This is a genomic window from Microbacterium sp. SORGH_AS_0421 (assembly GCF_030818635.1).
Lineage (GTDB): Bacteria > Actinomycetota > Actinomycetes > Actinomycetales > Microbacteriaceae > Microbacterium.
On record NZ_JAUTAO010000001.1, the window covers coordinates 853,102 to 876,628 of the forward strand.

The 23,527-nt window shown below is 71.7% G+C and carries 23 protein-coding genes; 8 read left to right on the top strand and 15 right to left on the bottom strand.

From position 1 onward, the window contains the following. Positions 1 to 14 precede the first annotated feature (14 nt). Entirely contained in the window at positions 15 to 716 is a 702-nt protein-coding gene (locus QE416_RS03980) for a hypothetical protein (RefSeq protein ID WP_307313686.1), read from the bottom strand. Then, positions 713 to 1,846 carry an o-succinylbenzoate synthase gene (gene menC, locus QE416_RS03985; RefSeq protein ID WP_307313688.1) on the bottom strand — a complete coding sequence of 378 codons (1,134 nt, stop codon included), beginning with the start codon at positions 1,844 to 1,846 and terminating at the stop codon, positions 713 to 715. Before menC ends, QE416_RS03980 begins: the two co-directional genes overlap by 4 nt. A 271-nt stretch (positions 1,847 to 2,117) precedes the next feature. On the opposite strand from menC, the gene QE416_RS03990 reads away from it, so the two are divergent. Both QE416_RS03990 and QE416_RS03995 read left to right on the top strand, forming a co-directional pair. Further along, complete coding sequence (locus QE416_RS03990; RefSeq protein ID WP_307313690.1) at positions 2,118 to 2,930, top strand: SDR family oxidoreductase; 813 nt, start codon at positions 2,118 to 2,120, stop codon at positions 2,928 to 2,930. Between the two features lie 4 nt (positions 2,931 to 2,934). Beyond that, positions 2,935 to 3,144, top strand: coding sequence for a multidrug transporter (locus tag QE416_RS03995; protein WP_307313692.1), 210 nt, complete (start codon positions 2,935 to 2,937; stop codon positions 3,142 to 3,144). Between the two features lie 34 nt (positions 3,145 to 3,178). Here the strand turns inward: QE416_RS03995 and QE416_RS04000 are convergent, their stop codons facing one another. The 5 genes from QE416_RS04000 to QE416_RS04020 all read right to left on the bottom strand — a co-directional run bounded on the left by QE416_RS04000 (position 3,179) and on the right by QE416_RS04020 (position 8,353). Then, positions 3,179 to 3,865, bottom strand: a complete 687-nt coding sequence (locus tag QE416_RS04000; RefSeq protein ID WP_307313693.1) for a GNAT family N-acetyltransferase — start codon at positions 3,863 to 3,865, stop codon at positions 3,179 to 3,181. Positions 3,866 to 4,526: 661 nt separating this feature from the next. After that, on the bottom strand, positions 4,527 to 5,309 hold the full coding sequence (locus tag QE416_RS04005) for an ABC transporter ATP-binding protein (RefSeq protein ID WP_307313697.1): 783 nt from the start codon (positions 5,307 to 5,309) through the stop codon (positions 4,527 to 4,529). After that, positions 5,306 to 6,364, bottom strand: coding sequence for an iron chelate uptake ABC transporter family permease subunit (locus QE416_RS04010; RefSeq protein ID WP_307313699.1), 1,059 nt, complete (start codon positions 6,362 to 6,364; stop codon positions 5,306 to 5,308). The genes QE416_RS04005 and QE416_RS04010 overlap by 4 nt, the downstream gene beginning before the upstream one ends. After that, positions 6,361 to 7,341 carry an iron ABC transporter permease gene (locus tag QE416_RS04015; RefSeq protein WP_307313700.1) on the bottom strand — a complete coding sequence of 327 codons (981 nt, stop codon included), beginning with the start codon at positions 7,339 to 7,341 and terminating at the stop codon, positions 6,361 to 6,363. Before QE416_RS04015 ends, QE416_RS04010 begins: the two co-directional genes overlap by 4 nt. A 52-nt stretch (positions 7,342 to 7,393) precedes the next feature. Then, positions 7,394 to 8,353, bottom strand: coding sequence for an ABC transporter substrate-binding protein (locus tag QE416_RS04020; protein WP_307313701.1), 960 nt, complete (start codon positions 8,351 to 8,353; stop codon positions 7,394 to 7,396). 86 nt (positions 8,354 to 8,439) lie between these two features. Here QE416_RS04020 and QE416_RS04025 point away from each other — a divergent pair, with 86 nt between their 5' ends. Further along, the gene (locus QE416_RS04025) at positions 8,440 to 9,192 is read left to right on the top strand and encodes a GntR family transcriptional regulator (protein ID WP_307313703.1); all 753 of its coding nucleotides are present in this window, start codon (positions 8,440 to 8,442) and stop codon (positions 9,190 to 9,192) included. A 96-nt stretch (positions 9,193 to 9,288) separates the two neighbouring features. Here QE416_RS04025 and QE416_RS04030 read toward each other — a convergent pair whose 3' ends face one another. Then, positions 9,289 to 10,626 (bottom strand): nitrate/nitrite transporter, encoded by a 1,338-nt coding sequence (locus QE416_RS04030; RefSeq protein ID WP_307313705.1) that lies wholly within the window; start codon positions 10,624 to 10,626, stop codon positions 9,289 to 9,291. A 43-nt stretch (positions 10,627 to 10,669) separates the two neighbouring features. Then, positions 10,670 to 11,242 carry a TetR family transcriptional regulator gene (locus tag QE416_RS04035; protein WP_307313706.1) on the bottom strand — a complete coding sequence of 191 codons (573 nt, stop codon included), beginning with the start codon at positions 11,240 to 11,242 and terminating at the stop codon, positions 10,670 to 10,672. Positions 11,243 to 11,288: 46 nt separating this feature from the next. Here QE416_RS04035 and QE416_RS04040 point away from each other — a divergent pair, with 46 nt between their 5' ends. Together QE416_RS04040 and purU are read left to right on the top strand one after the other, a co-directional pair. Then, entirely contained in the window at positions 11,289 to 12,443 is a 1,155-nt protein-coding gene (locus tag QE416_RS04040; RefSeq protein ID WP_307313709.1) for a zinc-binding alcohol dehydrogenase family protein, read from the top strand. Positions 12,444 to 12,562: 119 nt separating this feature from the next. Further along, positions 12,563 to 13,444, top strand: coding sequence for a formyltetrahydrofolate deformylase (gene purU, locus QE416_RS04045; RefSeq protein WP_094735542.1), 882 nt, complete (start codon positions 12,563 to 12,565; stop codon positions 13,442 to 13,444). A 216-nt stretch (positions 13,445 to 13,660) separates the two neighbouring features. Here the strand turns inward: purU and QE416_RS04050 are convergent, their stop codons facing one another. Both QE416_RS04050 and QE416_RS04055 read right to left on the bottom strand, forming a co-directional pair. Continuing rightward, positions 13,661 to 14,551, bottom strand: a complete 891-nt coding sequence (locus tag QE416_RS04050; protein WP_307313713.1) for an FHA domain-containing protein — start codon at positions 14,549 to 14,551, stop codon at positions 13,661 to 13,663. A 14-nt stretch (positions 14,552 to 14,565) separates the two neighbouring features. Continuing rightward, positions 14,566 to 14,841 (bottom strand): hypothetical protein, encoded by a 276-nt coding sequence (locus QE416_RS04055; protein ID WP_267788538.1) that lies wholly within the window; start codon positions 14,839 to 14,841, stop codon positions 14,566 to 14,568. 154 nt (positions 14,842 to 14,995) lie between these two features. Here QE416_RS04055 and QE416_RS04060 point away from each other — a divergent pair, with 154 nt between their 5' ends. Further along, entirely contained in the window at positions 14,996 to 15,520 is a 525-nt protein-coding gene (locus tag QE416_RS04060) for a helix-turn-helix domain-containing protein (protein WP_307313715.1), read from the top strand. After that, complete coding sequence (locus QE416_RS04065) at positions 15,517 to 16,722, top strand: MFS transporter (RefSeq protein ID WP_267788542.1); 1,206 nt, start codon at positions 15,517 to 15,519, stop codon at positions 16,720 to 16,722. The genes QE416_RS04060 and QE416_RS04065 overlap by 4 nt, the downstream gene beginning before the upstream one ends. 6 nt (positions 16,723 to 16,728) lie before the next feature. Here the strand turns inward: QE416_RS04065 and QE416_RS04070 are convergent, their stop codons facing one another. Continuing rightward, positions 16,729 to 17,694: a serine hydrolase gene (locus tag QE416_RS04070; RefSeq protein WP_307313719.1), complete on the bottom strand. Its 966-nt coding sequence runs from the start codon at positions 17,692 to 17,694 to the stop codon at positions 16,729 to 16,731. A gap of 48 nt (positions 17,695 to 17,742) precedes the next feature. Then, positions 17,743 to 19,722 carry a M13 family metallopeptidase gene (locus QE416_RS04075; RefSeq protein WP_307313721.1) on the bottom strand — a complete coding sequence of 660 codons (1,980 nt, stop codon included), beginning with the start codon at positions 19,720 to 19,722 and terminating at the stop codon, positions 17,743 to 17,745. A gap of 104 nt (positions 19,723 to 19,826) precedes the next feature. Here QE416_RS04075 and QE416_RS04080 point away from each other — a divergent pair, with 104 nt between their 5' ends. Next, positions 19,827 to 21,155, top strand: coding sequence for an MATE family efflux transporter (locus QE416_RS04080; protein WP_267788548.1), 1,329 nt, complete (start codon positions 19,827 to 19,829; stop codon positions 21,153 to 21,155). Positions 21,156 to 21,225: 70 nt separating this feature from the next. Here the strand turns inward: QE416_RS04080 and QE416_RS04085 are convergent, their stop codons facing one another. Together QE416_RS04085 and QE416_RS04090 are read right to left on the bottom strand one after the other, a co-directional pair. Continuing rightward, on the bottom strand, positions 21,226 to 22,470 hold the full coding sequence (locus QE416_RS04085; protein ID WP_307313723.1) for a monooxygenase: 1,245 nt from the start codon (positions 22,468 to 22,470) through the stop codon (positions 21,226 to 21,228). 212 nt (positions 22,471 to 22,682) lie between these two features. Next, positions 22,683 to 23,390 carry an RNA methyltransferase gene (locus tag QE416_RS04090; RefSeq protein WP_307313725.1) on the bottom strand — a complete coding sequence of 236 codons (708 nt, stop codon included), beginning with the start codon at positions 23,388 to 23,390 and terminating at the stop codon, positions 22,683 to 22,685. Positions 23,391 to 23,527 lie beyond the last annotated feature (137 nt).

Here is a 23,527-nt window from a genome sequence, read left to right on the forward strand (position 1 = left end):
GCGCGGCATCCAGTTTATCGAAGCGGCCCGGTCTCTCCCGGCCGCTCGGCCGTCGCCGCCTCGCGCGTCCCGCGCCACGTCCGCAGGTACGGCATCGCGACGTTCGCGGCGTGGGCGGACAGCGTCGCCCGGGCCGCCGCGGCCAGCGCCTCGGGCGTCTGCGCGTCGGACGAGGGCATGTGGGCGATCGGATAGGGGAAGCGGTTGCGGAACATGTCCATCCACAGGAGCACGAGATCGCCCTCTTCCGGCAACGTCGCCTCGCTGAACGAGCCGCGCTCGTGGCGTCGGACGGCCCACCCCTCCCCGGCGCGGACCGCCTCGTAGTCGGGATCGCCGCCCCACCGCCACGCGCCGCGGCGTCCGACGGGGGTGCCGTACGCGAACCCCTCGAGAGCGCGGGCGAGGGTCTCGGGCGTCCAGGGGGCCGGGAAGAACGTCGACACGCTCACCCCGAGCGAGAGCGGCGACAGCTGCGGCGAGACCTCGCTCCTGCTCCGCGGGAGCTCCGCTTCCAGCGCTGCGGCGAGCGCGATCGTCGCGGCCGACGGCTCGCCCACGTCGAGCAACAGGAGGAACGTCTGAAGCGACCGCACGTACGACCGGTGCTCCGTGGCATCCGCGAACGGAGGGATCGGGATGCCGCTGACGGGCGGTCGTCCCCACGGCACGTCGTCGCGGTCGGTCTCGCTCAGCCCCTCGCGACCGGCGCTCATCGCGTGACGCGCTCCCGCTGCACGGTGAAGGCGTCGAGCACCGCCTCGTCGATCTCGATGCCCAGGCCGGGTCCGGTCGGTACGCGCACGTGGCCGTCTTCGATGACGGCGGGCTCGGTGACGATGTCGCGCTCGTAGAAGCGGGCGGATGCCGAGATGTCGCCCGGGAGCGTGAAGCCCGGGAGGGCGGCGAGCGCGGCGTTGGCCGCGCGCCCGATGCCCGTCTCGAGCATGCCGCCGCACCACACCGGGATGCCGGCGGCGCGGGCACGATCGTGGATCGCGACGGCCTCGAGGTACCCGCCCACGCGGCCCGCCTTGATGTTGATGATGGCCGCGGCGCCCAGGGCGAGGGCATCCGCCGCCGCCTTGTCCGAGACGATCGACTCGTCGAGACAGACGGGAGTGGTGAGCCGCTTCGCGAGGGCGGCGTGGTCGACGAGGTCGTCTTCCTGCAGGGGCTGCTCGATGAGCAGCAGGCCGTATCGGTCCAGCTCGGCCAGGGTGTCGGCATCCTGGAGCGTGTAGGCCGAGTTCGCGTCCACCTGCAGCGCGATGTCGGCGAAGGCCCCGCGCACGGCGGCCGTATCGGCGATGTCGCGTCCGGGTTTGATCTTGATCTTGATGCGGACGTACCCCTCGTCGAGGTACTCGCCGACGGTGTCGACGAGGGCGGCGGGGTCGCGCTGGATCCCGACCGACACCCCGGAGGGCACGCGGTCGCGCTCGGCGCCGAGGTAGTCGGCGAAGCTGCGGCCCTCGGCGCGCAGCGCGGCGTCGATGACCGCGAGCTCGAGGCCCGCCTTGGCCATGCGGTGCCCGACGAAGGGGGCCAGGATGCCGGGGACCTCCTCCGGCGCGAAAGTGCGGCGTTCGAGCAGGGCCGGGGTGAGGTAGCGGCTCAGCACGTCCCACGCGCTCGCCGTGTACTCGCTGGAGTACAGGGGCGCGGCCATCGTCACGACCTCTCCCCAGCCCACACCGTCGGCCGTCTCCGCCGTGACGACGATCACCTCGCGCACGGCCTCGGTGCCGAACGACGTCGTGAACGGCGACACCAGGGGCAGGTGCAGGACGCGGAGTTCCACGGCATCCAGGGTCACGGGCGAGGCGGCGCGGGTGAGGGGCATGACGGCAGGCTAACGGGGCGGCCGCGCGAGCCGGGGGCGCGCTCGCGGCGAGCCAAACTCCTGAAAGATCGCCGCTCAGGCCGCCCCTCGGGGACGGAGCGATCCGCCGGCGCCGATCTCTTCAGGAGTTTCGCCCGCGCGGCTGCCGGGAGGCGGGCCGCGGCGGGGCCGGCGGGGAGCGCGGGGCCGGCGGGGAGCGCGACCGTAACGCCCGCGCCCGAGCCTGGCAAGGCCGAGGCCCGCGCGGCTCCGCGCGCGTACGGTCGGGCGCATGAGCGCTGACTTCACCCCCCGCCACGCCATCGTCACCGGCTCCGACTCGGGCATCGGCGCGGCCACCGCCCTCGCCCTCGCCGACGCCGGCATGGACGTCGCGGTCACCTACCACTCCGACAAGGACGGCGCCGAAGAGACCGCCGCGGCCGTGCGCGAGCGCGGCGTGCGCGCGATCGTCGCACAGTTCGACGCCACCGACTTCGACGCGGTGCCGGATGCCGTGAACGCCATGGCCGACGAGCTCGGCGGCCTCGACGTCTTCGTGAACAACGCCGGCGGTGGCATCGGCGGCAGCTTCCTCGACCTCGACTTCGACACCTGGCGCACCGACATCTCGCTCAATCTGGATGGAGCGTTCCTCGCCCTGCACACCGCCGCCCGACGCATGGTGAAGACCGGTAACGGCGGACGGCTCATCGTCGTGTCGAGCGTGCACGAGCACCAGCCGCGCGTCGGCTCCGCCCCCTACGTCGCCGCCAAGCACGGCGTCGGCGGTCTGATCAAGACGATGGCGCTGGAACTGGGCCAGTACGGCATCACCGCCAACGCGGTCGCCCCCGGCGAGATCGCCACCCCCATCAACGACATGTTGGCCGAAGACGCCGATCGCATCCACCGCCCCGGCATCCCGCTCGGCCGCCCCGGCAAACCGGAGGAGATCGCCGACGTCATCCGCTTCCTCGCGTCGCCCTCGGGCTCGTACGTCACCGGTGCGAGCTGGGTCGTCGACGGCGGGATGCTGCACATGGGCCCGCAGGCGGGCTCGCACATGGAGTCGGACGCCTGGCGTTCGGCAGGACAGGAGTGACGCGATGAGCGACGAGAAGAGCTTCGAAGAGAACCGTCACGACCAGTTGACGACCGCCCCGAAGGCGACCGAAGAAGACGCGGCACCGCGCTTCGACGTCACAGAGCACGACGGCGTCACCCGCATCGACGTGCGCGACGATGCGGCCGTGCGTCCCGGCCCCGGCCAGGGCGATCCGGCGGCGGAGAAGGACACCCCGATCACCGAGCAGTGATCGCGCGGGGGCCGAGCCGATCGGGCCCCGCGCGTCACCCCACGATGAGGTAGCCGCGGCGGTCGAAACCGCCGATCCGGCGGCCGGATGCCAGGTGCTCGCGGAGGTCGTCGCGCACGCGCCGGCGCCACCCGGCGGCTGCCACGGGGTCGCTGCGGCGCAGATGCTCGATGGCGTCGGGCACGGCCACGACGGCCTGGATCTCGGCATCCGTCGGCGTCGGCGCGGGCGGCTCGGCGAGCGCCCACGACACCATGAGCCGGTCGGACTCGTCGCCGCGGTTCACGGCGTCGGCCATCGCCCCGTAGTGGTCGACGAGGTACTCCGTCGCGCGAGCGCCGAGTACGGCGAGGTTGAAATACGCATTGCGAGCCACGAGCGGGTCGAACGTCCAGGTGATGCGCCCGACCCCGCGCTCGAGCGCCCAGGCCCGCTGGTGCTCCTTGAGGTGTCGGCCGAGGCCGCGCCCCTGCTGCCCGGGCACGATGCCGGTGATGTGCGAGTGCATCGTGCGCTCGGCGGGGGGACCGAAGAAGGCCGCAGACGCCCCGATCATGCGGTCGCCGTCGAAGAGGCCCACGACGTAGTTGCCGGCGTGTTCGAGCGCGCGCAGGATGTTCGCCGGCATGGTGCCCTGCTCACCCCACACCTCGTCCAGCACCCGCGCGGCCTCGTGGATGCCGGCGACGGTGTCGAGAGTGCGGATGTCGATGGCGCTCATGCTCCGAGTCTGACACCGTCCGCCTCGCGTCTGAGGGGAGCGTGACGTTCTCGCCCGGCGATGCGTTTCACCGATGGAGACGAACGAGTGGGTCATCGACGAGAGGACACGACATGGCATCCACGTTCTCGACCCGCCGTCGGATGGCATCCGAGGCATTTTCGTGAGGTGGGTCTCGTCGGCCCGAGCGGGGCGGCGTGCGGCGTCATATCTTCAGCGATACGCATGATGTCAGCCCGAAGTCCCGGGTGGTGGGTGAAGTTGCGCGAATCCCCGAGGCTACGCGCGACGCAGGGCTCCCGGCATCCACTACCGGGCGCGCGGATCCCCGAGGCTACGCGACGCAAGGCTCCCGGCATCCGCTGCCGGGCGCACGGAGCTGCGCGCTCGGCGACTCGCACAAGGTCAGCCCGACGACCGCGCGATGAACTGACCTGGCGCGAATCGCGGAGGCGCCGGGGAATCTCGACCCGCCGAGCGCGCCCGCGAGGTCGACCGGCCCACCGGCGAGCTGCGGAGGCGATCGACCGGTCGCGCCGGAACCCCGCTCAGGCGCAGGGCACCGGGGTGTTCGCCACGTGGATCCGCGGAGTTGCGGGAAGGCGAAGATCGTCGCGCGGTGGGAGGTCCCTCACTCGCCGCGTCCGACGAGCGGCGGTCGTCACACGGCCGAGTGCGGCACGACCACGGGGCGCCCGGTGTTCGGATCCGCCAGGATCGTGCACTCGACGTCGAAGACCCGGCGCACGACGTCCCGGTTGATGACGCTCTCCACCGCTCCGGTCGCGACGACCCGACCGTCTCGCATGGCGACGATGTGGTCGGCGTAGCGGGCGGCCAGGCTCAGGTCGTGGAGCACCATGACCACCGTCACACCCTCGCTGTGCAGGCGTCGAACGGTGTCGAGCACTTCGAGCTGGTGCGCGATGTCGAGGTAGGTGGTGGGCTCATCGAGCAGGAGGACGGGGGTGCGCTGGGCCAGTGCGAGCGCGATCCACGCGCGTTGCCTCTGCCCGCCGGAGAGGGTCTGAAGGGGGTGATTCGCCAGGTCGCGCAGGCCGGTGCGCTCGAGCGCATCGAGCACGAGGTCTTCGTCGACGCGTGACCACTGGTCGTACCAGCGCCGGTGCGGGTCGCGCCCCCGCGAGACGAGATCGATGACGGTCAACTGCTCGGGCGCGATGGGGGCCTGCGGCAGAAGGGCGACATGGCGCGCGAAGACGCGATGCGGGATCTGGGCGATCGGCGTGTCCTCGAGCAGCACCTCACCCTCGACCGCCGGCCCGAGCCGGCTGAGACTGCGCAGGAGGGTCGATTTTCCGCATCCGTTCGGGCCGATGATGGCCGTCACCTGACCGGCGGGGATCTCCAGGTCGATGCCGTTGAGTACCGGACGGTCCCCGAAGGTGAGGACGAGATCGCGAACGGTGAAGACGGTGGTCATTGCGTGAGATCTCTCCTCGAGCGAACGAGCAGCCAGATGAGGAACGGGGCGCCGACGACGGCGGTGACCGCACCCGTGGGAAGAAGGAGCGGGGCGAGCGCGAGTCGTGCGACGAGGTCGCTCGCGAGCAGGAGCGCGGCTCCCGCCACTGCGCTCGCCACCAAGGGCGGTCGCGGTGTGCGGCACGCGAGGCGGGCGAGATGGGGCGCGACCAGGGCGATGAAGCCGATCGGGCCCGCGGCGGCCACGGGGACGGAGGTCAGGACCACCGCCAGCAGGAGAAGCATCGCCACCGACGCCGGGACGCGATAACCGAGCGAGGTGGCGAGAGAGGACCCGAGCTCCAGCGCGGGGAGCCGCGAGGAGAGGACGACGAGGGGCACCAGGGCGGCGACGGCGGCGACGGTGACGGCGGCGGCCTCCGCCCACCCGCGGCCGCCGAGCGAGCCTGCGAGCCACGCGTTCGCGCGGGCGGCGTCGTCGATGCTCGCTGTGGTGAGCATCCAGCTCGTCAGTCCTCCGAACAGCGCGGAGACACCGACACCGGCGAGCAGAGGGGACAGACCCGTGGTGCCCGTGAAACCGAGGAGGAGGCCGACGAGAGCGGCGGCGAGGGTTCCGCCGATGAGCGCGGCGATCGGGGTTCCGATGACATCCAGCGCCCCGACTCCGGCGGCGTTCGTGCCGCCGAGCACGATCGCGGCGACCGCGCCGGCACCCGCGCCCGCGGAGACACCGAGCAGATCAGGGCTCGCTAAAGAGTTGCGCGCCGTGGTCTGCACGACCGCCCCGGCGACGGCGAGGCACACGCCCACGACGACGCCGAGCACGATGCGGGGAAGACGGATGACGTTGACGACGAGGTGATCACGGGCGCTCCCCTCTCCTCGGAGGGCGGCGATGACGCCCCCGGGCGAGAGCGTGTAGTCGCCGAGGGCCAGCCCGGCACCGGCCAGAAGAACCGCACCGGCGAAGAAGAGGGCGCAGACCACGACGGTTCGCCGGTGGATCTGTTGAGAGAAGGGACCGATTCGCACGATCGTGGAGGAGCTCACGAGTACGCCCTTCGCGTGCGGACGATGATGACGAGAAGGGCCGGAGCGCCGATGACGGCGACCACGACACCCACCGGGAGTTCTGCGGGGTGGACGATGACGCGACCGATGACGTCGGCGACGACGACGAGCAGTGCACCGAGCATCGCACTGACGGGCAGGAGCAGCGTGTGCGTCACACCGACCAGGCGTCGCGCGAGATGCGGGGCGACGAGTCCGACGAATCCGAGCGCGCCGATGGCGACGGTCGCCCCGCCGACGAGCAGGGTCACGGCGGCGAAACCGAGGAGCCGCGTCGGAAGGAGGCGGCGTCCCAGTGCCGCCGCGATGTCGTCGCCGAGCGCGAGCACGTCGAGCGCACGCGCGTGAGCGCCGGCGAGGAGGCCGCCGACCGCGAGGGGCACGAGCGCGGCCGCGAGCACGTCGAGGCCTCGCCCCGCGCTCAGGGAGCCCACCGTCCAGAACCGGAAAAGGTCGAGCGTGGCGGAGTCTAGGAGCAGAACGATTCCGGTGATCGCGCCGAGCAGCGCCGAGACGGCCGTTCCCGCGAGCACCAGAGAGGCGGGTGACGCGTCTCTGCGGCGGCTCGCCGCGAGTCCGATGACGACGACCACGACGGTGCCCAGAGCAGCGCCACCGAAGGCCGCGCCGAGGTAACCGGTCGGTGTGGTGAGTCCGGCGAGGGCGATGCCCGCGACGACGGCGAGGGAGCTGCCGGCGGTGATCCCGAGCAGACCGGGATCGGCGAGCGGATTGCGGGTGTGGCCCTGGATGACGACACCCGCGACCGCCAGAGCGGCGCCCCCGACGATCCCGATCAGCGTGCGCGGCAGACGCTGATCCTGCACGATCGCCCGGGCTTCGGCGTCGGCGCCCCCGAGCAGCGCCTGCCACACCGCCGCCGGGGCGAGGTCTCTCGAGCCCACCGTCAGGCCGAGGGTGAGGCACACGACGATCACGACCGCTGCCGCGCCCACGAGGAGCGCGGCGCGGGCCGTGCCGCCCGACAGAACGTCCAGGACTCTGCGCTCAGAAGGTGGCGAGCAGGGACTCGACGACATCGAGGCTGTGCAACGCGGTCAGCGCGGCGCCCTCGTGGGTCTGCTTGTCCGAGCGCACGACATGGCCGCCGACGACCGCGGGGAGCTGCGTCCACAACGAGTCGGTCTGCAGTTCGCCCCAGTACGCGGCATCGTTGACCAACGCCACGACCGCCGTGGCGTCGCTCCACGTCGACACGAGCTGCTCCGGCGAGAATTCGACGCCTTCGCCGCTCTGAATCGCCTCGGCGAACGCGGCGGACGGTGTCGCGCCGAGATCACGCAGCACGGTCGACAGCAGTCGGTTCGGGCGCGTGTCGCTGCCGTCCGAGTGCATGTTGACGGGTGCGAATGTCTGAGACGCGAGAACATCCGCGTACGCCTCGGACACCTCCGCCACACGTGCGTCGTACTGCGCGATCAGCTCCGCGGCACGATCCTGCGTCCCCGTCGCCTCGGCGACGAGACGGAGATCGTCCTGCCACGAGCTGGTGCTCTGATCGCCGATCGCCAGGACCGGGGCGATCGCTCGCAGCTCGTCGAGGATCGGTTCGACGTCGTCGACGCGGCTGACGATGAGGGTCGGCGCGGCTTCCGCGATCGCCTCGAGGTTGATCTCCTCTGCCAGGAACATCGGCGACGCCCCCGCGGCGCCCGAGAGCGCGTGCGCAACGGGTGCTTCCAGGTCGAGCGTGCTGGCCGCCTCGTACGGATATCCCGTGAGGGGCAGGCCGAGAGACAGCACGATGTCGAGATCGCGGCGCCCCTCCAGCACGATCACCGACTCGATCGCCTCGGGCACGGTCACGGGTCCGAGGACCGTCTCGACGGTACGGCCCCCTTCGTCTGCCGACGAACCGCCGCCGGCCGCAGCCGTGCAGCCCGTGAGCGTCAGAGACGCAACGCAGGCGAGGGAGAGAAGAGAGACGAGGGAGCGTTTCGAGGTCACGAGAGGTATCCTTGATGCGTCATGGTCGACTGAGTAAGGCTACCCTAACCCATCGGAGCAGAGGGGTTGTGGCGGGAGGAATCCAGATGCAGCGGACAACCCCGGGACGGGGACGTCGAGAGGGCGGCGTCATCGACGGCCCCGAGAGCGTCACCGCGATCGCCGCGACAGAACTGCGCGCCCGGATCATCGACGGACGACTCGCGATGGGCGCTCACGTGACCGAGCATTCGCTCGCCGCGGAGATCGGCGTGGGACGACAGTCTCTTCGTGAGGCCCTCCGCGCACTCGAGAGTCAACGCGCGATCGTCCACGTGCCGCGCGCGGGGAGCCGCGTCGTGCAGCTGACCCTGCAAGACGCCTTCCACGTGACCACCGTGCGCGAACAGCTCGAGACCCTCGCGGTGCGCCAGGGGGTTCCCGCGACCGGCGACACGTTCGCGCGCCTGCGGGCGGCCATGCACGCCATGCAGCAGAGCGCGCGTGCCGGCGACGAGAAGAGCGCTCCCCGCGACGGCCTGGAGTTTCACACGGCGCTGGTGGCCCTGGCAGGCAATGACCACTTGAACGCCGCTTACGCCGCGATCGCCCTACCCGTCGCCATCCTCATGCGGCTGAACCGTCACGCTCAAGCGGGGGCGGAATCTCTGCTCGAGCGCGCGGCACGGCACCAACGCGTCGTCGACCTCGTCGCCGAGGGAGACCCCGACGCCGTGCTCACGGAGCTGCGCGCGCACCATACGGCCGCCTACCTCCTCGGCGACCACCTGTCGGCCGACGGCGCGTCCGAGGACGCACTCGCATGGGCCCGTACGCTCGGCCGGGTCGACGGCGAGTAAGCCCCCGGTGACACGAAGGGCGGCCCCGGAGATCGATCCCCGGCGTGGTGCCGCATCCGCATCGCCCGCCGCGTCCCCGGCGCGCCGGGCGGCACGTCAGCGATCCGACGGACGCAGCTTGTCGACGCCGCCCACGTGGCGGATCGTCCGACCGCGTTCGACGACGATCGCCGCGCCCCCGACCAGCCATAGGGGCACCTGTGCGAGGAAGGCGATGCGGAACGCGTCGAGCGAGTAGGTGTCGGGCGTACCGGCGCCCTGTAGGTCCATCGCGACGCCGATGAAGAGGATCGCCAGGAGCGCCGCGAGGAACCCGCCCCCGTTCACGATGCCGGTCGCCGTGCTCAGTCGATGGCTGGGGGTGAAAGTCCGCGCGTGATCGAAGGCGATCATCGACGCCGGTCCGCCGGTCGACAGGGCGAACATCAGCACGACGAGCAGCCACACCGGCGCCGGCCCCGGCCAGGCGATGACGGCGACCCACACCACCGCCTGGAAGACGATCACCGGCAGCACGAGCCACCGGGAACGGCGCGTGGGATGCCGGCTCGACAGCGCGCCGATCACGGGCCCGCACAGGATGCCGAACAGCACCAGCGTCGTCATGATCAGCGACGCGGTCGCCGGCGCCAGTCCTTCGCCCGCGGTCAGGAAGGGAAAGCCCCACAGCAGCATGAAGGCCGTTCCCGCGAAGGGGGTGGCGAAGTGCGACCAGAACCCGAGACGCGTGCCGGGATGCGCCCACGATTCGCGGAAGCCCTGCCGCAGGTCGGCCGAGGATCGCACCACCTTGATCGCGCCCGTCTGGGTGTCGACGGTCGTGTCGACCGGGTCGGCGCGACGTTCGGGCGGGCGATTGCGGATGATGGCGAAGGTGAGCACGGCGAAGAGCACGCCGAGACCCGCGACGCTGCCGAACGCGACGCTCCAGCTGGTGGCGTGCAGGAGCGCGGCGAGCGGCACCACCGCGATGATCTGGCCGAACTGACCGATGATGCCCGTCAACTGCACGAGCAGCGGCGCCCGCTGCGCCGGAAACCACGTCGCGATCACTCGCAGGACGCTGGGGAAGATCGCGGCGTCCCCCGCGCCGATGAGGACACGGGCCAGGATGCCGATCCCCACGGCATCCGCGAAGGCCATCACGAGCTGACCCGCCGCCATCAGCACCATGCCGATCGCGATCATGGGCCGCGCGCCGAAGCGGTCGAGCAGCAGGCCGACGGGGATCTGCATCGCGCCGTAGACGAAGAGCTGGATGACGGCGAACATCGACAGCGCCGACGCGTCGGCGTGGAAGCGCGTGGCCGCGTCGACACCCACCGCCGACAGGGAGGTGCGGTTGACGATGGAGACCACGTAGGCGAGCACCCCGACGCCCCACAGCACCCAGGTACGCCACCCCGGCCGGTCGAGGCGGAGGGCGTTGGTCACGAGTCCAGGCTATCGGCGACCTCCGACACCGGGGCCGGGATACTTACTCGACCGGGTCGGCCAGAACAGCGCGCATCCGCTCGCGCACCCGCGCCAGGTGCGCCGTCAGCGGAGCGACGTCGTCGTCGCCGAGCCACTCGTCGAGGGCCGTCTGCAGCAGGTCGACCGTGATGCCGGCCACGACGCGGGCGGTCAGTGCATCGACACCCCGCGCGAGACACCCGGCGGCGATCGCCTCGCGCAGGGCGTCCTGCTTCTGCAGATCGCGCTCACGAAGAGCGGGCTCGTCGCGGATGAGACGGCGAGCCGACCTCATCTGCTCGCGTCGCGGCTCGAATCTCTCGACGGCGAGAACGTGCAGGCCACCCCACACGACCGCGAACGGCGGCGGACCCGCGGGCGCTGCGGCCAGCATGGCGGTCGCGAGGGCGGGGATCTCGTCGTCGCCGAAGAACACCTCGCGCTTGTCGCTGAAGTGGCGGAAGAACGTCCGCTCGGTGAGCCCCGCCCGCGCGACGATGTCGGGGACGGTGGCGCCGGCGAACCCCCTCTCCTCGAAGAGCTCGAGGGCGGCGGCGCGCAGGCGTTCGCGGGTGTCGGGTGCCCATCTGGCCATGAGACCAGCCTAAGTGATGACAGTTCATGTCATCACCGATAGAGTGATGACACCCCCTGACATCACCGAGGAGATCGTCGTGCCGAATCACTCCGCAGCCGTCCTGCGCACCCCCCGAGCCCGGCTGCACGTCGACAGCGTCGCCACCCCCGAGCCCCGCGAGGGCGAGGTACTCGTTCGGGTGCGCGCCGTCGCCGTCAATCCGGTGGACTGGGTGATCCAGGGCACGGGAAGCATGACGTACCGGTGGCTGCGCGGACCCGCCGTGCTCGGCTCCGACGTGGCCGGCGAGGTGGTCGCGGTCGGGCCCGGTGTCAGCCGTTTCCGCCCGGGTGACCGCGTGTTCGGATTGGCCACCGGCACGGACCGTGGCCGCGACCCCCTGCGCGAGGGGGCGTTCCAAGAGGTCACCGTGCTGCTGGAGCGCCTCGCCGCCCCCATCCCCGACGGCATGAGCGACGAGGAGGCGGCCGTCCTGCCCCTCGCGGTGTCGACCGCCGCATGCGCGCTGTTCCAGCCGGCCCACCTCGGGCTCCCGCTGCCCGAGCCGGGCCGCCCGGTCTCCGCCGAGCGCGGTGTGGTGGTCGTCTGGGGCGGTTCGACGAGCGTGGGCATGAACGCCGTCCAGCTCGCTCGCGCCGCGGGGTACGACGTCGTCAGCACCGCCTCGCCCCGCAACGCCGCCCTCGTGCGCTCCCTGGGCGCCGACGTCGTCGTCGACCACCACTCGCCGGGAGCGGTCGACGACCTGGTCGCCGGGATCGCCGGACGCCGCGTGGTCGGCGCGATCGCCCTGGGCCCCACCTCGGCCGAGGCGTGCCTCGCGGTGCTGCGTCGCACCGGCGGCACGGCCCTGGCCCTGGCGAGCACGCCCGTGTCGCTCGCCGACCTCGCCGGCCGACGACGGCTGCTGCCGGGCGGTCTCGCCGTCTTCGCGCGCATCGGACTCGCGTCGGTGACCTCGGCGCTGCGCGCCCGGCGCGCGGGCGTGCGATCGCGCTTCATCTGGGGCAGCAGCCTGCGCGACGACGACCTCGGGCCGGCCCTGTGGGGCACGCTGCTCCCCGCGGGCCTCGCCGACGGCACGCTGAAATCCGTTCCCGAGCCCCTCGTGGTCGGCTCGGGATTGGATGCCGTCCAGCCGGCGCTCGACCGCCAGCGCGAGGGCGTCTCGGCGCAGAAGATCGTCGTGCGGCTGTAGCCCGACGCCCGGGTTGCGGGAGCGTGCATCCGCCGCGCACCCCCGGCCCGGGTCGCCGCGCACCGCCGCCCCCGCAATCCTGGTCGTCGAGCACCACCCGCGCACGGCAGAATGGTCCGATGGTCTCCGCGAGCCCCCACCTGCAGCCCGATCACGCGTGCCTCATCGTCCACGGCAGCGACACCCCCGGCATCATCGCCGCGGTGTCGGCGCTTATCGCCCGTCAGGGCGGCAACATCGTCGCCTTCGACCAGTACTCCGACGACCCTCGCGGAGGCGCGTACTTCCAGCGGGTCGTGTTCCACCGCCCGAACCTGTCGGTGGCTCTGCCCGACATCGAGGCCGATCTCGCGAAGACCCTCGGCGAGGGCTTCGAGCTCGAATGGACGCTCACCGACCTGTCGACGCCGAAGCGCATGGCGATCCTCGCGTCGAAGCAGGACCACTGCCTTCTCGACCTGCTCTGGCGCCACCGCCGCGGCGACCTGCCGGTGAGCATCCCCATGGTCGTGTCGAACCACACCACGGCCGCCGAGGACGTGCGCTCGTTCGGTGTGCCCTTCTTCCACGTGCCCTCGACGCCCGGTCCCGACAAGTCGGAGTCCGAGGCCCGCATCCTCGAGCTGCTCGTGGGCAACGTCGACTTCGTCGTGCTGGCGCGCTACATGCAGATCCTCTCGCCGGACTTCCTCGACAAGATCGGCGTGCCGGTCATCAACATCCACCACTCGTTCCTGCCGGCCTTCATCGGCGCGGAGCCGTACAAGAAGGCGAAGGAGCGCGGCGTCAAGCTCATCGGCGCGACCTCGCACTACGTCACGAGCGATCTCGACGAGGGCCCGATCATCGAGCAGGACACCGTCCGCGTGACGCACGCCGACTCGTCCGCCGAGCTCGCGCGTCGCGGCGCCGACGTCGAGCGCCAGGTGCTCTCTCGGGCCGTGCTCTGGCACGCCGAGGACCGCATCATCCGCCACGGCAACCACACGATCGTCTTCTAGACCCCGGATGCCGGGACGCGGCCGCGGCGCTCGGCTCGCCGCAGGCGGGTCGGCCGACGCGTGCCGCCGAACGCCCGCGCACGCGACTCAGGCGCTCCGACGCATCGCGAGACGGCATCTCGCTGACAGCTGCGTTGCACGCTGCAACGGTTTCGTCAGCGAGATGCCGTCTCGGCGTCGGGGAGTGCCGCGGGACGGCCCCTCACGCGCCCGCGATCACTCCGGGTCGGTCGCCCGGCTGAGCGGGCCGGTGCCGCCGCGCGGCGGCTGCTTGCGCTGATCCGACAACTCGCCGCCCTGGCGTCCGCCGTACGGACGGCCGTGGTCGGCGAACTCGGCGCGGAAGAACGCCAGGCGCCAGTCGCCGAGCTCGATGCGCGCTCCGGTGCGCAGAATCCGGCCTCCGCGATCGCGTCCGGGGCCCTGCTCGCGCGCCCCACCGCCACCCACGGCGTCGAAGCCGTACAGCACGTACTCGTCGTCGCCCTCGTGCCGGATCTCGGCGTGCACCGGGGCGAGGCCGGGCAACCGCAGGTCGGCGCCCTCGCCGGACCCGATCACGGTGGTGGTGGGCAACAGGTCGAACTCCCGCGGGCGCGAGCCGTCCCACGTCGCGTCGCCCACCGCGAAGATCAGGCGCGGGCGGCCGGATCCGGGCGTGTAGTGCGTCGTCGTGATGCGCCGTCGCACCGTGCGATTGACCGTCGGCACCAGCGGCAGCGGCGCCTCGGGCGGGATCGGGAACGTCAACGCGCGCCCTTTGTTGCGGCGGGTGAGCAGCGGCGCGACCGCCCCCACCGACCCCAGCCGCATGTGGCGCGACCCGGTGATCGCCCGCTGAAGAGCACTCTTCTTCACGTCCCCGAGGTGCAGGATCGGCCCGTCCGGGCCCTCGAGCCGCACGGAGATGCCTCGGGATGCCAGGGCGTCGGCCACCGTGGACAGCTCGGCGAGTGTGCGTCGGCCGTTGCCGGGCAGCCGCGAGGGGTCGCTCACGACGATGCGCACCTCGGTGCCCGCGGCCGTGATCGTACCCTCGAACGGCGGGGTGTCGGCATCCTGTCCCTCGTGCTCCGAGAAGGCGAGGTCGATGTCGAGGCGCACCATGACGGCGCCGCCCCTCAGTTGCCGCGGTACGGGTCGGACCCGGCCGCGGTGTCGTCGCTCGTGGTGACGCGGAGGGTGCCGTTGAGCTTCCAGGTCGCACGGGGAGCGTCGGGGCCGATGTCGCGCGGCACCTCGACGGTCATGTCGACGAACGAGTAGTTCACGGCGGCGCCGCGACCGGTCAGGTACGACCACATCTCGCGGCCGAGGTCGGTCCAGTCGGTGATGGAGTGCGCCTCGGGCCCGGTGGAACTGGCGAACGGATCGCTCGCGGGGGTGGTGTCCGACATGGCTTCGGTCCCTTCTTTCGCTTCGAGGCCACCAGCGTCCCAGCGGGTCGGGGCGCGACAGCGGGGATTGCGCTCGGGCGCGAGGTGCGGGACCATCTGCCCGACCCCCAAAGAGACGTTTGACGGTCGCGGTCGGACGCGCCACGATGGCGGGATGTCCCGGATCGACGAGCTGCGCGCGACCGCGCACCCCCTGCGCCTGCGCCTGCTGTCGCTGCTCACCGGCGCGGCGATGAGCGCCGCCGAGGCCGGGCGCGAACTCGGCGTCTCGCAGGCGTCGGCCAGTTACCACCTGCGCGTACTCGAGCGGGCGGGTCTGATCCGCGTCGTCGAGGTGGTGCGGCTGCGCGGCGGAGAGGCACGGCGATACCGCCACGAGAGCTCGTCCCGACGATACGATCCCGACGCTCACACCGGCGAGCGCTCGCCCGAGAGCGAAGAGGAGTACGTCGAAGCGCTGATCGACGAGCTCCGGCGCCGCGCACGCGCCCGGATCGATGGGCCGGCTCTGACCGCGGATGCCGAGCTCTGGGTCGACCCGCAGGTCTGGGCCCGCATCGTCCGGCACATCGGCGAGGCATCGGCTCTCCTGCATGCCGCGGCCCGACCTCCGCGGACCGCCGGGACGCGACCGGTGTCGATGACGACCGCCCTCTTCCCGCTCCGGCACCCCCGATGACCGGTCCCCTCGCCCACGCGCCGTTCCGCTGGCTGCTCGCCGCACGCACCACGGCGATCATCGGCAACGCCGTCGCACCCATCGCCCTCGCCTTCGCCGTGCTCGATCTGACCGGGTCGGCCGCCGACCTGGGTCTCGTCGTGGCCGCCCGCTCGGTCGCGAACGTCGCGATGCTGCTCTTCGGCGGCGTGCTCGCCGACCGCCTCCCCCGCGGGGCGGTACTGGTGGGATCCTCCCTGGCGGCCGCCGCCACCCAGGGCACGATCGCCGTGCTCGTGCTCACCGGAACCGCCGGCATCCCGATCCTCATCCTGCTCAGCGTCGTGAACGGCGCCGTCGCGGCGGTGAGCCTTCCGGCGGCGGCCGCCCTCGTCCCCGACACCGTTCCGGTCGCCCTGCTGCGGCCGGCGAACGCTCTGCTGCGTCTCGGTCTGAACGGCGGCGGCATCGTCGGCGCCTCCGTCGGTGCGGTGGTGGTCGCCGCGGTCGGCCCCGGGTGGGGCCTGGCGATGGACGCTGCGGCTTTCGCCGTCGCGGCGGTGTTCTTCACCCGCCTGCGCCTTCCCGCGAGAACGGATGCCGTCGACCCCGGCGCGGCGGCATCGGTCTGGGCCGACCTGCGCGGGGGGTGGCGCGAGTTCGCGAGCCGCCGGTGGATCTGGATCGTCGTGCTGCAGTTCGCCGTGCTCAACGCCGCGTTCGTCGGGGCCACCACCGTGCTCGGCCCTCTCGTGGCCGACGAGACCTTCGGTCGCGGCGGATGGGGACTCGTCGTCGCTGCACAGACCGCCGGTCTCGCGGTGGGCGCCGTGATCGCCCTGCGATGGCGCCCGCGCCACGCCCTCGGTCTCGGCGTCGCGGGCATGGCATTGGTCGCCCTTCCGGTCGCGGTCCTCGCGGTGCAACCGACGCTCGCGCTCCTCGTGGGCGCGTTCGCCGTCGGAGGGGCCGCGATCGAGCTGTTCGCGATCGCATGGGATCAGTCGCTGCAGACGCAGGTTCCGCGCGAGGCGCTGTCGCGCGTGTACTCGTACGACATGGTCGGATCGTTCGTGGCGGTCCCGCTCGGGGAGATCCTGGTCGGGCCCCTGGCGCACGAGCTCGGAGCGACCCCCGTGCTTCTCGGGTGCGCGGCGATCATCGTGCTGGCGACGGTGTTCGCGGCCTGCTCGCGCAGCGTGTGGCGCGTGCGAACCGCCTGATCACCCTCAGTACACGTACTCCATCAGTTCGACGCCGAGCACGCGGAAGGCGTCGTGCGCACGCAGGCGGTGGGCGATCGAGAGGTCGTCGAAGTTCACGATCAGCGCGTACGAGATTCCGGCGCGGGGTCCGCCGAGCACCCCCGCCTCGGCGCGGACACCCGGGGCACGCCCGGTCTTGTTGATGAACAGCAGCCCGTGCTGGTCGTTCTCGTGCGCGAAAGGATCGAGGCCGGTGGCGGATGCCACGAGCGACAGGTCGTGGTTCAGACTCAGCCACTCCGCGACCTGCGCGCTGACCTGCGGCGAGACGATCGTGGAGTTCACGAGCCCCGCGAACACCTGCGCCATCTCGCGAGCCGTCGACAGTGCCAGGTGGGGGGCGTCGTCGGGGCCGCGGTCGTCGCGGAAACGGTCGAGCAGGGCCGTGCGGCGAAGCCGCAGCTGCTCGACGCGCGCCCGCACCGATTGCAGGCCCACCCGGTGCAGCAGGGCATTGACGGCGAGGGCGTCGCCGGAGGAAGCCGCGAGCACCGCCACGTCGGCGAGGGGCAGTGCCGGGGCCTTCAGGTGCTGCCAGACCCCGCCATGAGCCGCGCCGTGGACGGTCGCCCGATCGATGATCTCGAGCGGGTCGAGACGGCCGGACTCGAACGACGCCGCGGCCTCGATGAGCAACGGAACGACACCGAGGCCGCCGACGGGAAGAGTGACGAAGTCGTCGCCCGCCAGCACCTCCGTCGAGCCCCCGTCGAGGTCGTCGATGCGCACCGACACCTTGGCGCCCGACGAGGCGAGCTCGTCGAGGGAGCGGAGGGTCGCCGTAAACGACCGACGCCCCGCGGCGGCGCGACGCGGCAGACGTTTCGGTCCCTTGCGTCCGGCTCCGCGGAGGGCCGGGGCGTCGCGACGAGACGACTCCACCGGCCCGCCGACGGGGTCGGGCGGGGCGGACTCGGGAACCGGGGGCATGCCCACGAGCGTGGCTCCTTCCGCGTCAGAAGAGCAACAAACAGGACCTCACCAAATGGTGACGCGCTGGTCGGCGTCGAGCCAGAGGGCATCGCCCTCGGTCACCTCGAACGCGTCGTAGAACGCGTCGATGTTACGCACGATCTGGTTGCAACGGAACTCGTTCGGCGAGTGCGGGTCGATCGTGAGCAGGCGGATGGTCTCGGCATCCCGACCCTTCTGCTGCCAGATCTGCGCCCAGCTGAGCAGCAACCGCTGGATTCCGGTGTACCCGTCCACGACCGGTCCGTTCAGATCGGTCTCGCCCTGGCTCTCGAGGAACAGGCGGTACGCGGCGATCGCGATGCCGAGCCCTCCGAGATCGCCGATGTTCTCGCCGATGGTGAGGGCGCCGTTGACGTGGTGCTCCTCGCTCAGCCCCTGGGGGACGAGCGCTTCGTACTGGGCGATCAGGGCCTTGGTGCGCTCCTCGAACGCCGAGCGATCGGCATCCGTCCACCAGTCGCGAAGCGACCCGTCGGCGTCGAAACGGCTGCCCTGATCGTCGAAGCCGTGCCCGATCTCGTGTCCGATGACCGCGCCGATCCCGCCGTAGTTGGCCGCGGCGTCACGGTCGGCGTCGAAGAAGGGGTATTGCAGGATGGCCGCGGGGAACACGATCTCGTTCATGAGCGGGTTGTAGTACGCGTTGACCGTCTGCGGGGTCATGTACCACTCGTCACGGTCGATCGGCTGGCCGACCTTGGCGAGCTGACGGTCGTGCTCCCACACGTGCGCCCGGCGGACGTTGCCCACGAGGTCGTCGGCGGTGATCTCGAGCTCGGAGTAGTCCTTCCAGCGGACCGGGTAACCGATCTTCGGCACGAAGGTATCGAGCTTGGCGAGGGCGCGCTCGCGCGTCTCGTCCGTCATCCACGACAGGCGCTGGATCGAGCGGCGGTACGCCTCGATGAGGTTGGCGACGAGTCCGTCCATCGCGTCCTTCGCCGCGGGCTGGAAGTGGCGCTCGACGTAGACCTTTCCGATCGCCTCGCCCAGCGCCGCTTCGACGAGGCTGACGCCGCGCTTCCAGCGCTCGCGGTTGACGGGGACGCCGGTGAGCTGCGTGCCGTAGAACGCGAAGTTCTCGGCGACGAAGGCCTCGGAGAGGAAGGCGGCGGCCGCGTGCACGACCTTGAATCGCAGCCAGGCCTTCCAGTCCTCGAGGCGCTCCTCCACAAGCAGGGCGCCGAGCGACTCGATGAAGCTCGGCTGATAGACGACGACCTCGGCGAGCGCCTCGTCGTGCCCCGGGGCGACCCCCGCGCGCCACGGCTCGAGGTCGATCCCCGCGAGGGCGAAGGTGTCGTCCCACGTCTTCAGGTTGTAGGTCTTCACCGAGTCGCGGCTGTCTTCGCGCGACCAGTGGTGCGCGGCGATGTCGGTCTCGAGGGCGAAAGTGCGATCGGCGGATGCCGCGGCCTCGGCGACTCCGGCGAGCTCCAGGATCCGCTCGATGTGCGCACGGTAGGCGGTCCGCGTCTCTTCGAAGTTGTCGAGACGGTAGTAGCTCTCGTCGGGCAGCGAGATGCCGCCCTGGTAGACGACGGGCACGTAGCGGGTCGGGTCGCCCGGATCGGGCTCGACGAAGAGCGTCAGCAGGCCGCTGATCCCGTCGCGCTCGAGCTCGCCGATGAGCCGGAGCAGGGAGGGGATGTCGGCGACGCCGTCGACACGGTCGAGCTGCGCGGCGAGCGGCTCGCGACCGGCGGCCTCGATGCGGTCGGTGTCCATGAAGCTGGCGAACAGGTCGCCGATCTTGCGGGCTTCGCTGCCCGGCTCGGCATCCTGCGACTCCTGGACGATGGTGCGCACGTCCGCCTCGGCCTGCTCGGCGATGAGGTGGAACGAGCCCCAACGGGCTTTGTCGTCGGGGATCTCGGTGCGCTCGAGCCAGCTGCCGTTCACGTGGCGGAACAGGTCGTCCTGGGGGCGGATCTCGTCGCTGAGCTCGTCGAGCGCGAGACCGGAGCGGGGGGTGTCGGTCATGGAGACAGGATATGTGTCCGATATGCATGCGGGCTCGAAACGGCCCGAGCCCCTCGCGGGTGCGCCGCCGCGGCGGTGTCGGAGGCCCGCCCTAGGCTCGGACCGTGACGACCCCGCAGCCCGCGACGCTGAACCGCTCGATCCTGCGGCTCGCTCTGCCTGCCCTGGGCGCGCTCGTCGCGGAGCCGCTGTTTCTCATCGTCGACGCGGCGATGGTGGGCCACCTGGGTGTCGCTCCCCTCGCGGGCCTCGGGATCGCCGGGGCCGTGCTGCAGACGATCGTCGGGCTCATGGTGTTCCTGGCGTACTCGACGACGCCCGCGGTCGCGCGGCGCTACGGTGCGGGCGAGTACGGCCGGGCCGTGCGCGTCGGGATCGACGGCATGTGGCTCGCGCTCTGCCTGGGTGCCCTCCTGGCCGCAGCCGGCTCTCTCGCGACCCCCGGGATCGTCGACCTCTTCGGCGCCGCGCCCGATGTCGCCGAGAACGCGCGCACCTATCTCGCGATCTCGATGTGGGGTCTGCCCGCCATGCTCGTGGTGTTCGCCGCCACCGGCCTGTTGCGCGGCATGCAGAACACGGTCACTCCGCTCTGGATCGCCGGCCTCGGCTTCGGCGCCAACGCGCTGCTCAACGCGCTGTTCATCTACGGCTTCGGATGGGGCATCGCGGGTTCGGCGATCGGCACGGTCGTGGCGCAGTGGGGAATGGTCGGCGCCTACGTGCTCGTCGCGCGGCGGCTGGCGCAGGTGCACACGGCATCCCTCGGGTTCCAGCGCGAGAGCCTCGGCAGCACCGTCCGCTCGGGCGGGTGGCTCTTCTTGCGCACGGTCAGCCTGCGCGCGGCGTTCCTGGCCACGGTCGCCGTGGCGACGGGGCTCGGCTCGGCCGAGCTCGCCGGATGGCAGATCGCCTTCACCATCTTCTCGACGGCGGCGTTCGCCCTCGACGCCCTCGCGATCGCGGCCCAAGCGCTGATCGGCAGCTCCCTGGGCGCCGGCGACACCGATGCGGTCGGCCGGGTGCTCTCGCGCACGAGCGCCTGGGGCATCTGGTTCGGCGTCGCGGTGGGGGCGGTGCTCGCCGCCGCCTCGGGCGTCATCGGCCTGATCTTCACGGGCGATGCCGAGATCGCCGCGCTCATCCAACCGGCGCTGCTGGTGCTCGCCGTCGCACAGCCCCTGGCCGGGTTCGTCTTCGTGCTCGACGGCGTGCTGATCGGGGCCGGCGATGCACGCTACCTCGCTCTGGCGGGACTGTTGAACCTCGTGCCCTACGCGCCGGCGCTCGTGCTGGTGGCGCTGTTCGCCGGCGGTGGGGCCGTCGGTCTGGCGTGGCTGGCGGCGGCGTTCTTCGGCGTCTACATGGTGGCGCGGGCGCTCACCCTCGGACTGCGGGTGCGCGGGCGGCGCTGGATGACGGCAGGCGCCTGACGTCCTGTGGCCGGCCCCGGCCTCGACGGAGCGCGGGGCGGGACGCCGGTGGGCGCCCCGCCCCCGGAAATCACGTGTACCAGGTGGGGACCGGCATCTGATAGAGCAGCACGTACTCGCCGACCTCGCGCTTCTTGTAGGCGATGGGGTCGTGCAGGCTGTGCGTACGGAGGTTGCGCCAGAAGATGTCGAGGCCCACGGCGTTCGACGTCGCGCGAGCCCCGGTGAGCTCGTAGACCTTCGAGGCCACTTCGAGACCGTCATCGACGATCCGCAGCTTTCCGGCGGCGATGCGCACCGCGATCTCTCCGCGACGGTGCTCGGTCAGCTCCTCGCGCGGAGCGTGCAGGACGGCGCTGATCTCGGCGCCCACCGCGTCGAGCAGCGCTTCGTCTGCCCACAGCTTCGACTGCAGCGTCCCGTACCCCTCGAGCAGGTACCACTCGTCGGTCGCACGCTGCTTGTCGTCTCCGCCGTACGGCCACGGCCGGGTGCGGTCGCGCGTGTACGCCGCGGCGGTCTCGAGGGCTCCCTGTGCGATGCCGAGGTAGAAGTTCGCGAAGACGAGCTGGATGGCCGGCACGTTGAGGGTGTTGTAGACGAGCGGCTGGAACTGCTTGTCGACGAAGCCCGCGGCATCCGCCCACGGCACCCGGACGTCGCGGATCTCGACCGACCCCGACTCGGTGAGGCGCTGGCCGAGGTTGTCCCAGTCGCCGGCGAAGACGATGCCCTCCTGCGCGGTGGGGACGATGGCGAAGATATGGGTGTCTGTGCCTTCGAGCACGCCCTCGAGCACCGTCAGGTCGGAGACTCGGCCGCCGGTCGAGAACGACTTGTGCCCCGAGAAGATCAGATCGTCGCCGTCTTCGCGGATGACGAGATCGGAGTCGCGCGGGTTGACCGCCCCGCCGAAGAGAAAGGCGTTCGAGGTGTACAGCGCCTCGACCGCGGCGATCTGGGCGTCGGTCGCCACGAGCCGAGCCGCCCACGCCCACAGGTAGTGGTAGCCGAGCAGCTGGCCGATCGAGCCGTCGCCGCGGGCCACCGCGCGGATGACCTTGTACGCCGTTTCCCACGTCTCGCCGGCGCCGCCGTGCGCGCGGGGGCCGAGCAGCGTGACCAGGCCCGATGCCTTGAGGAGCGCGACCTCGGTGAACGGGGGTTGATTCGCCCGATCGCGCTCGACCGCGTCGGCGGCGAAGATGTCGGCCACCTCGCGGGCGCGCGCGATCCAGCCGGCGCTATCGTGTGGAGCGGGTGCGTCCCGCCAGCGGTCCGCCAGGTCCGTCGTCGCTGAATCCGTGGTCGTCATGGTCATTCCTTCCAGGAGTGTGATTCGGTGTCGCGTCCTTCACCGGCTGCCACCGGCGAAGGGCAGGCTGCGCGACTCGCGGCGGGGCGCTTCCTCCTCCCCGCGGGTCTTGCAACCGGGTGCCGTCAGTAAACAACCGTCGCGCCGCCCAGCGGCAGCGCGTTACCGACAAAGACCCCGCGTTTCACACGGTGGCGTCACGAAGGCGCCGCTCACGCCCAGCGGCGGCACCACTCGTACATGATCACGGCGGCGGCCGACGCGGCGTTGATCGAGCGCGTGGAACCGTACTGGGTGATCTCGACCACGCCGGTGGCCGCCTCGATCGCCTCGGGCGACAGCCCGGGACCCTCCTGACCGAACAGCAGCACGCACGCTTCGGGGAGCTCGGCACGGTCGACCGGCACCGACCCCTCGACGTTGTCGACGGCGATCACCGGGAGTCCCGCCTCGCGCGCCCAGGCGGTGAAGGCGGCGACGTCTTCGTGATGCCGGACGTGCTGGTAGCGGTCGGTGACCATGGCGCCGCGACGGTTCCAGCGGCGCTTGCCCACGATGTGCACCTCGGCCGCGAGGAACGCGTTCGCACTGCGCACGATGGAGCCGATGTTGAGGTCGTGCTGCCAGTTCTCGATCGCGACGTGGAACGGATGCCGCTTGTCGTCGAGGTCGGCCACGATCGCGTCCATGCTCCAGTAGCGGTAGACGTCGACGACGTTGCGCGTGTCGCCGTTCTCGAGCAGCTCGCGGTCGTAACGAGGGTCGTCGGGCCAGGCGTCCGGGCCGCCGGGCCAGGGACCGACGCCGTGCGCGGGTGCCGCTGCGACGTCGTCCGGCCGCGGCGCCGGATCGTCGGCATGCGCGGATCGGGGCTCGGCGGCGTCGGTCGGCGCCGGCGCGGTCTCGTCGGCTTGCGTCACGTCCTCAGGCTACCCGCGCGCTGCTCGCCGCCCCTCGCCGGGCGCCCTCCCCCGCGGACAGGCCGCCCACCGCGACGCACTCTCGTCCGCCGCGGGTCGAGGGCACAGGCGCGAGGCCGCGCCTCGTACCGGCCGCG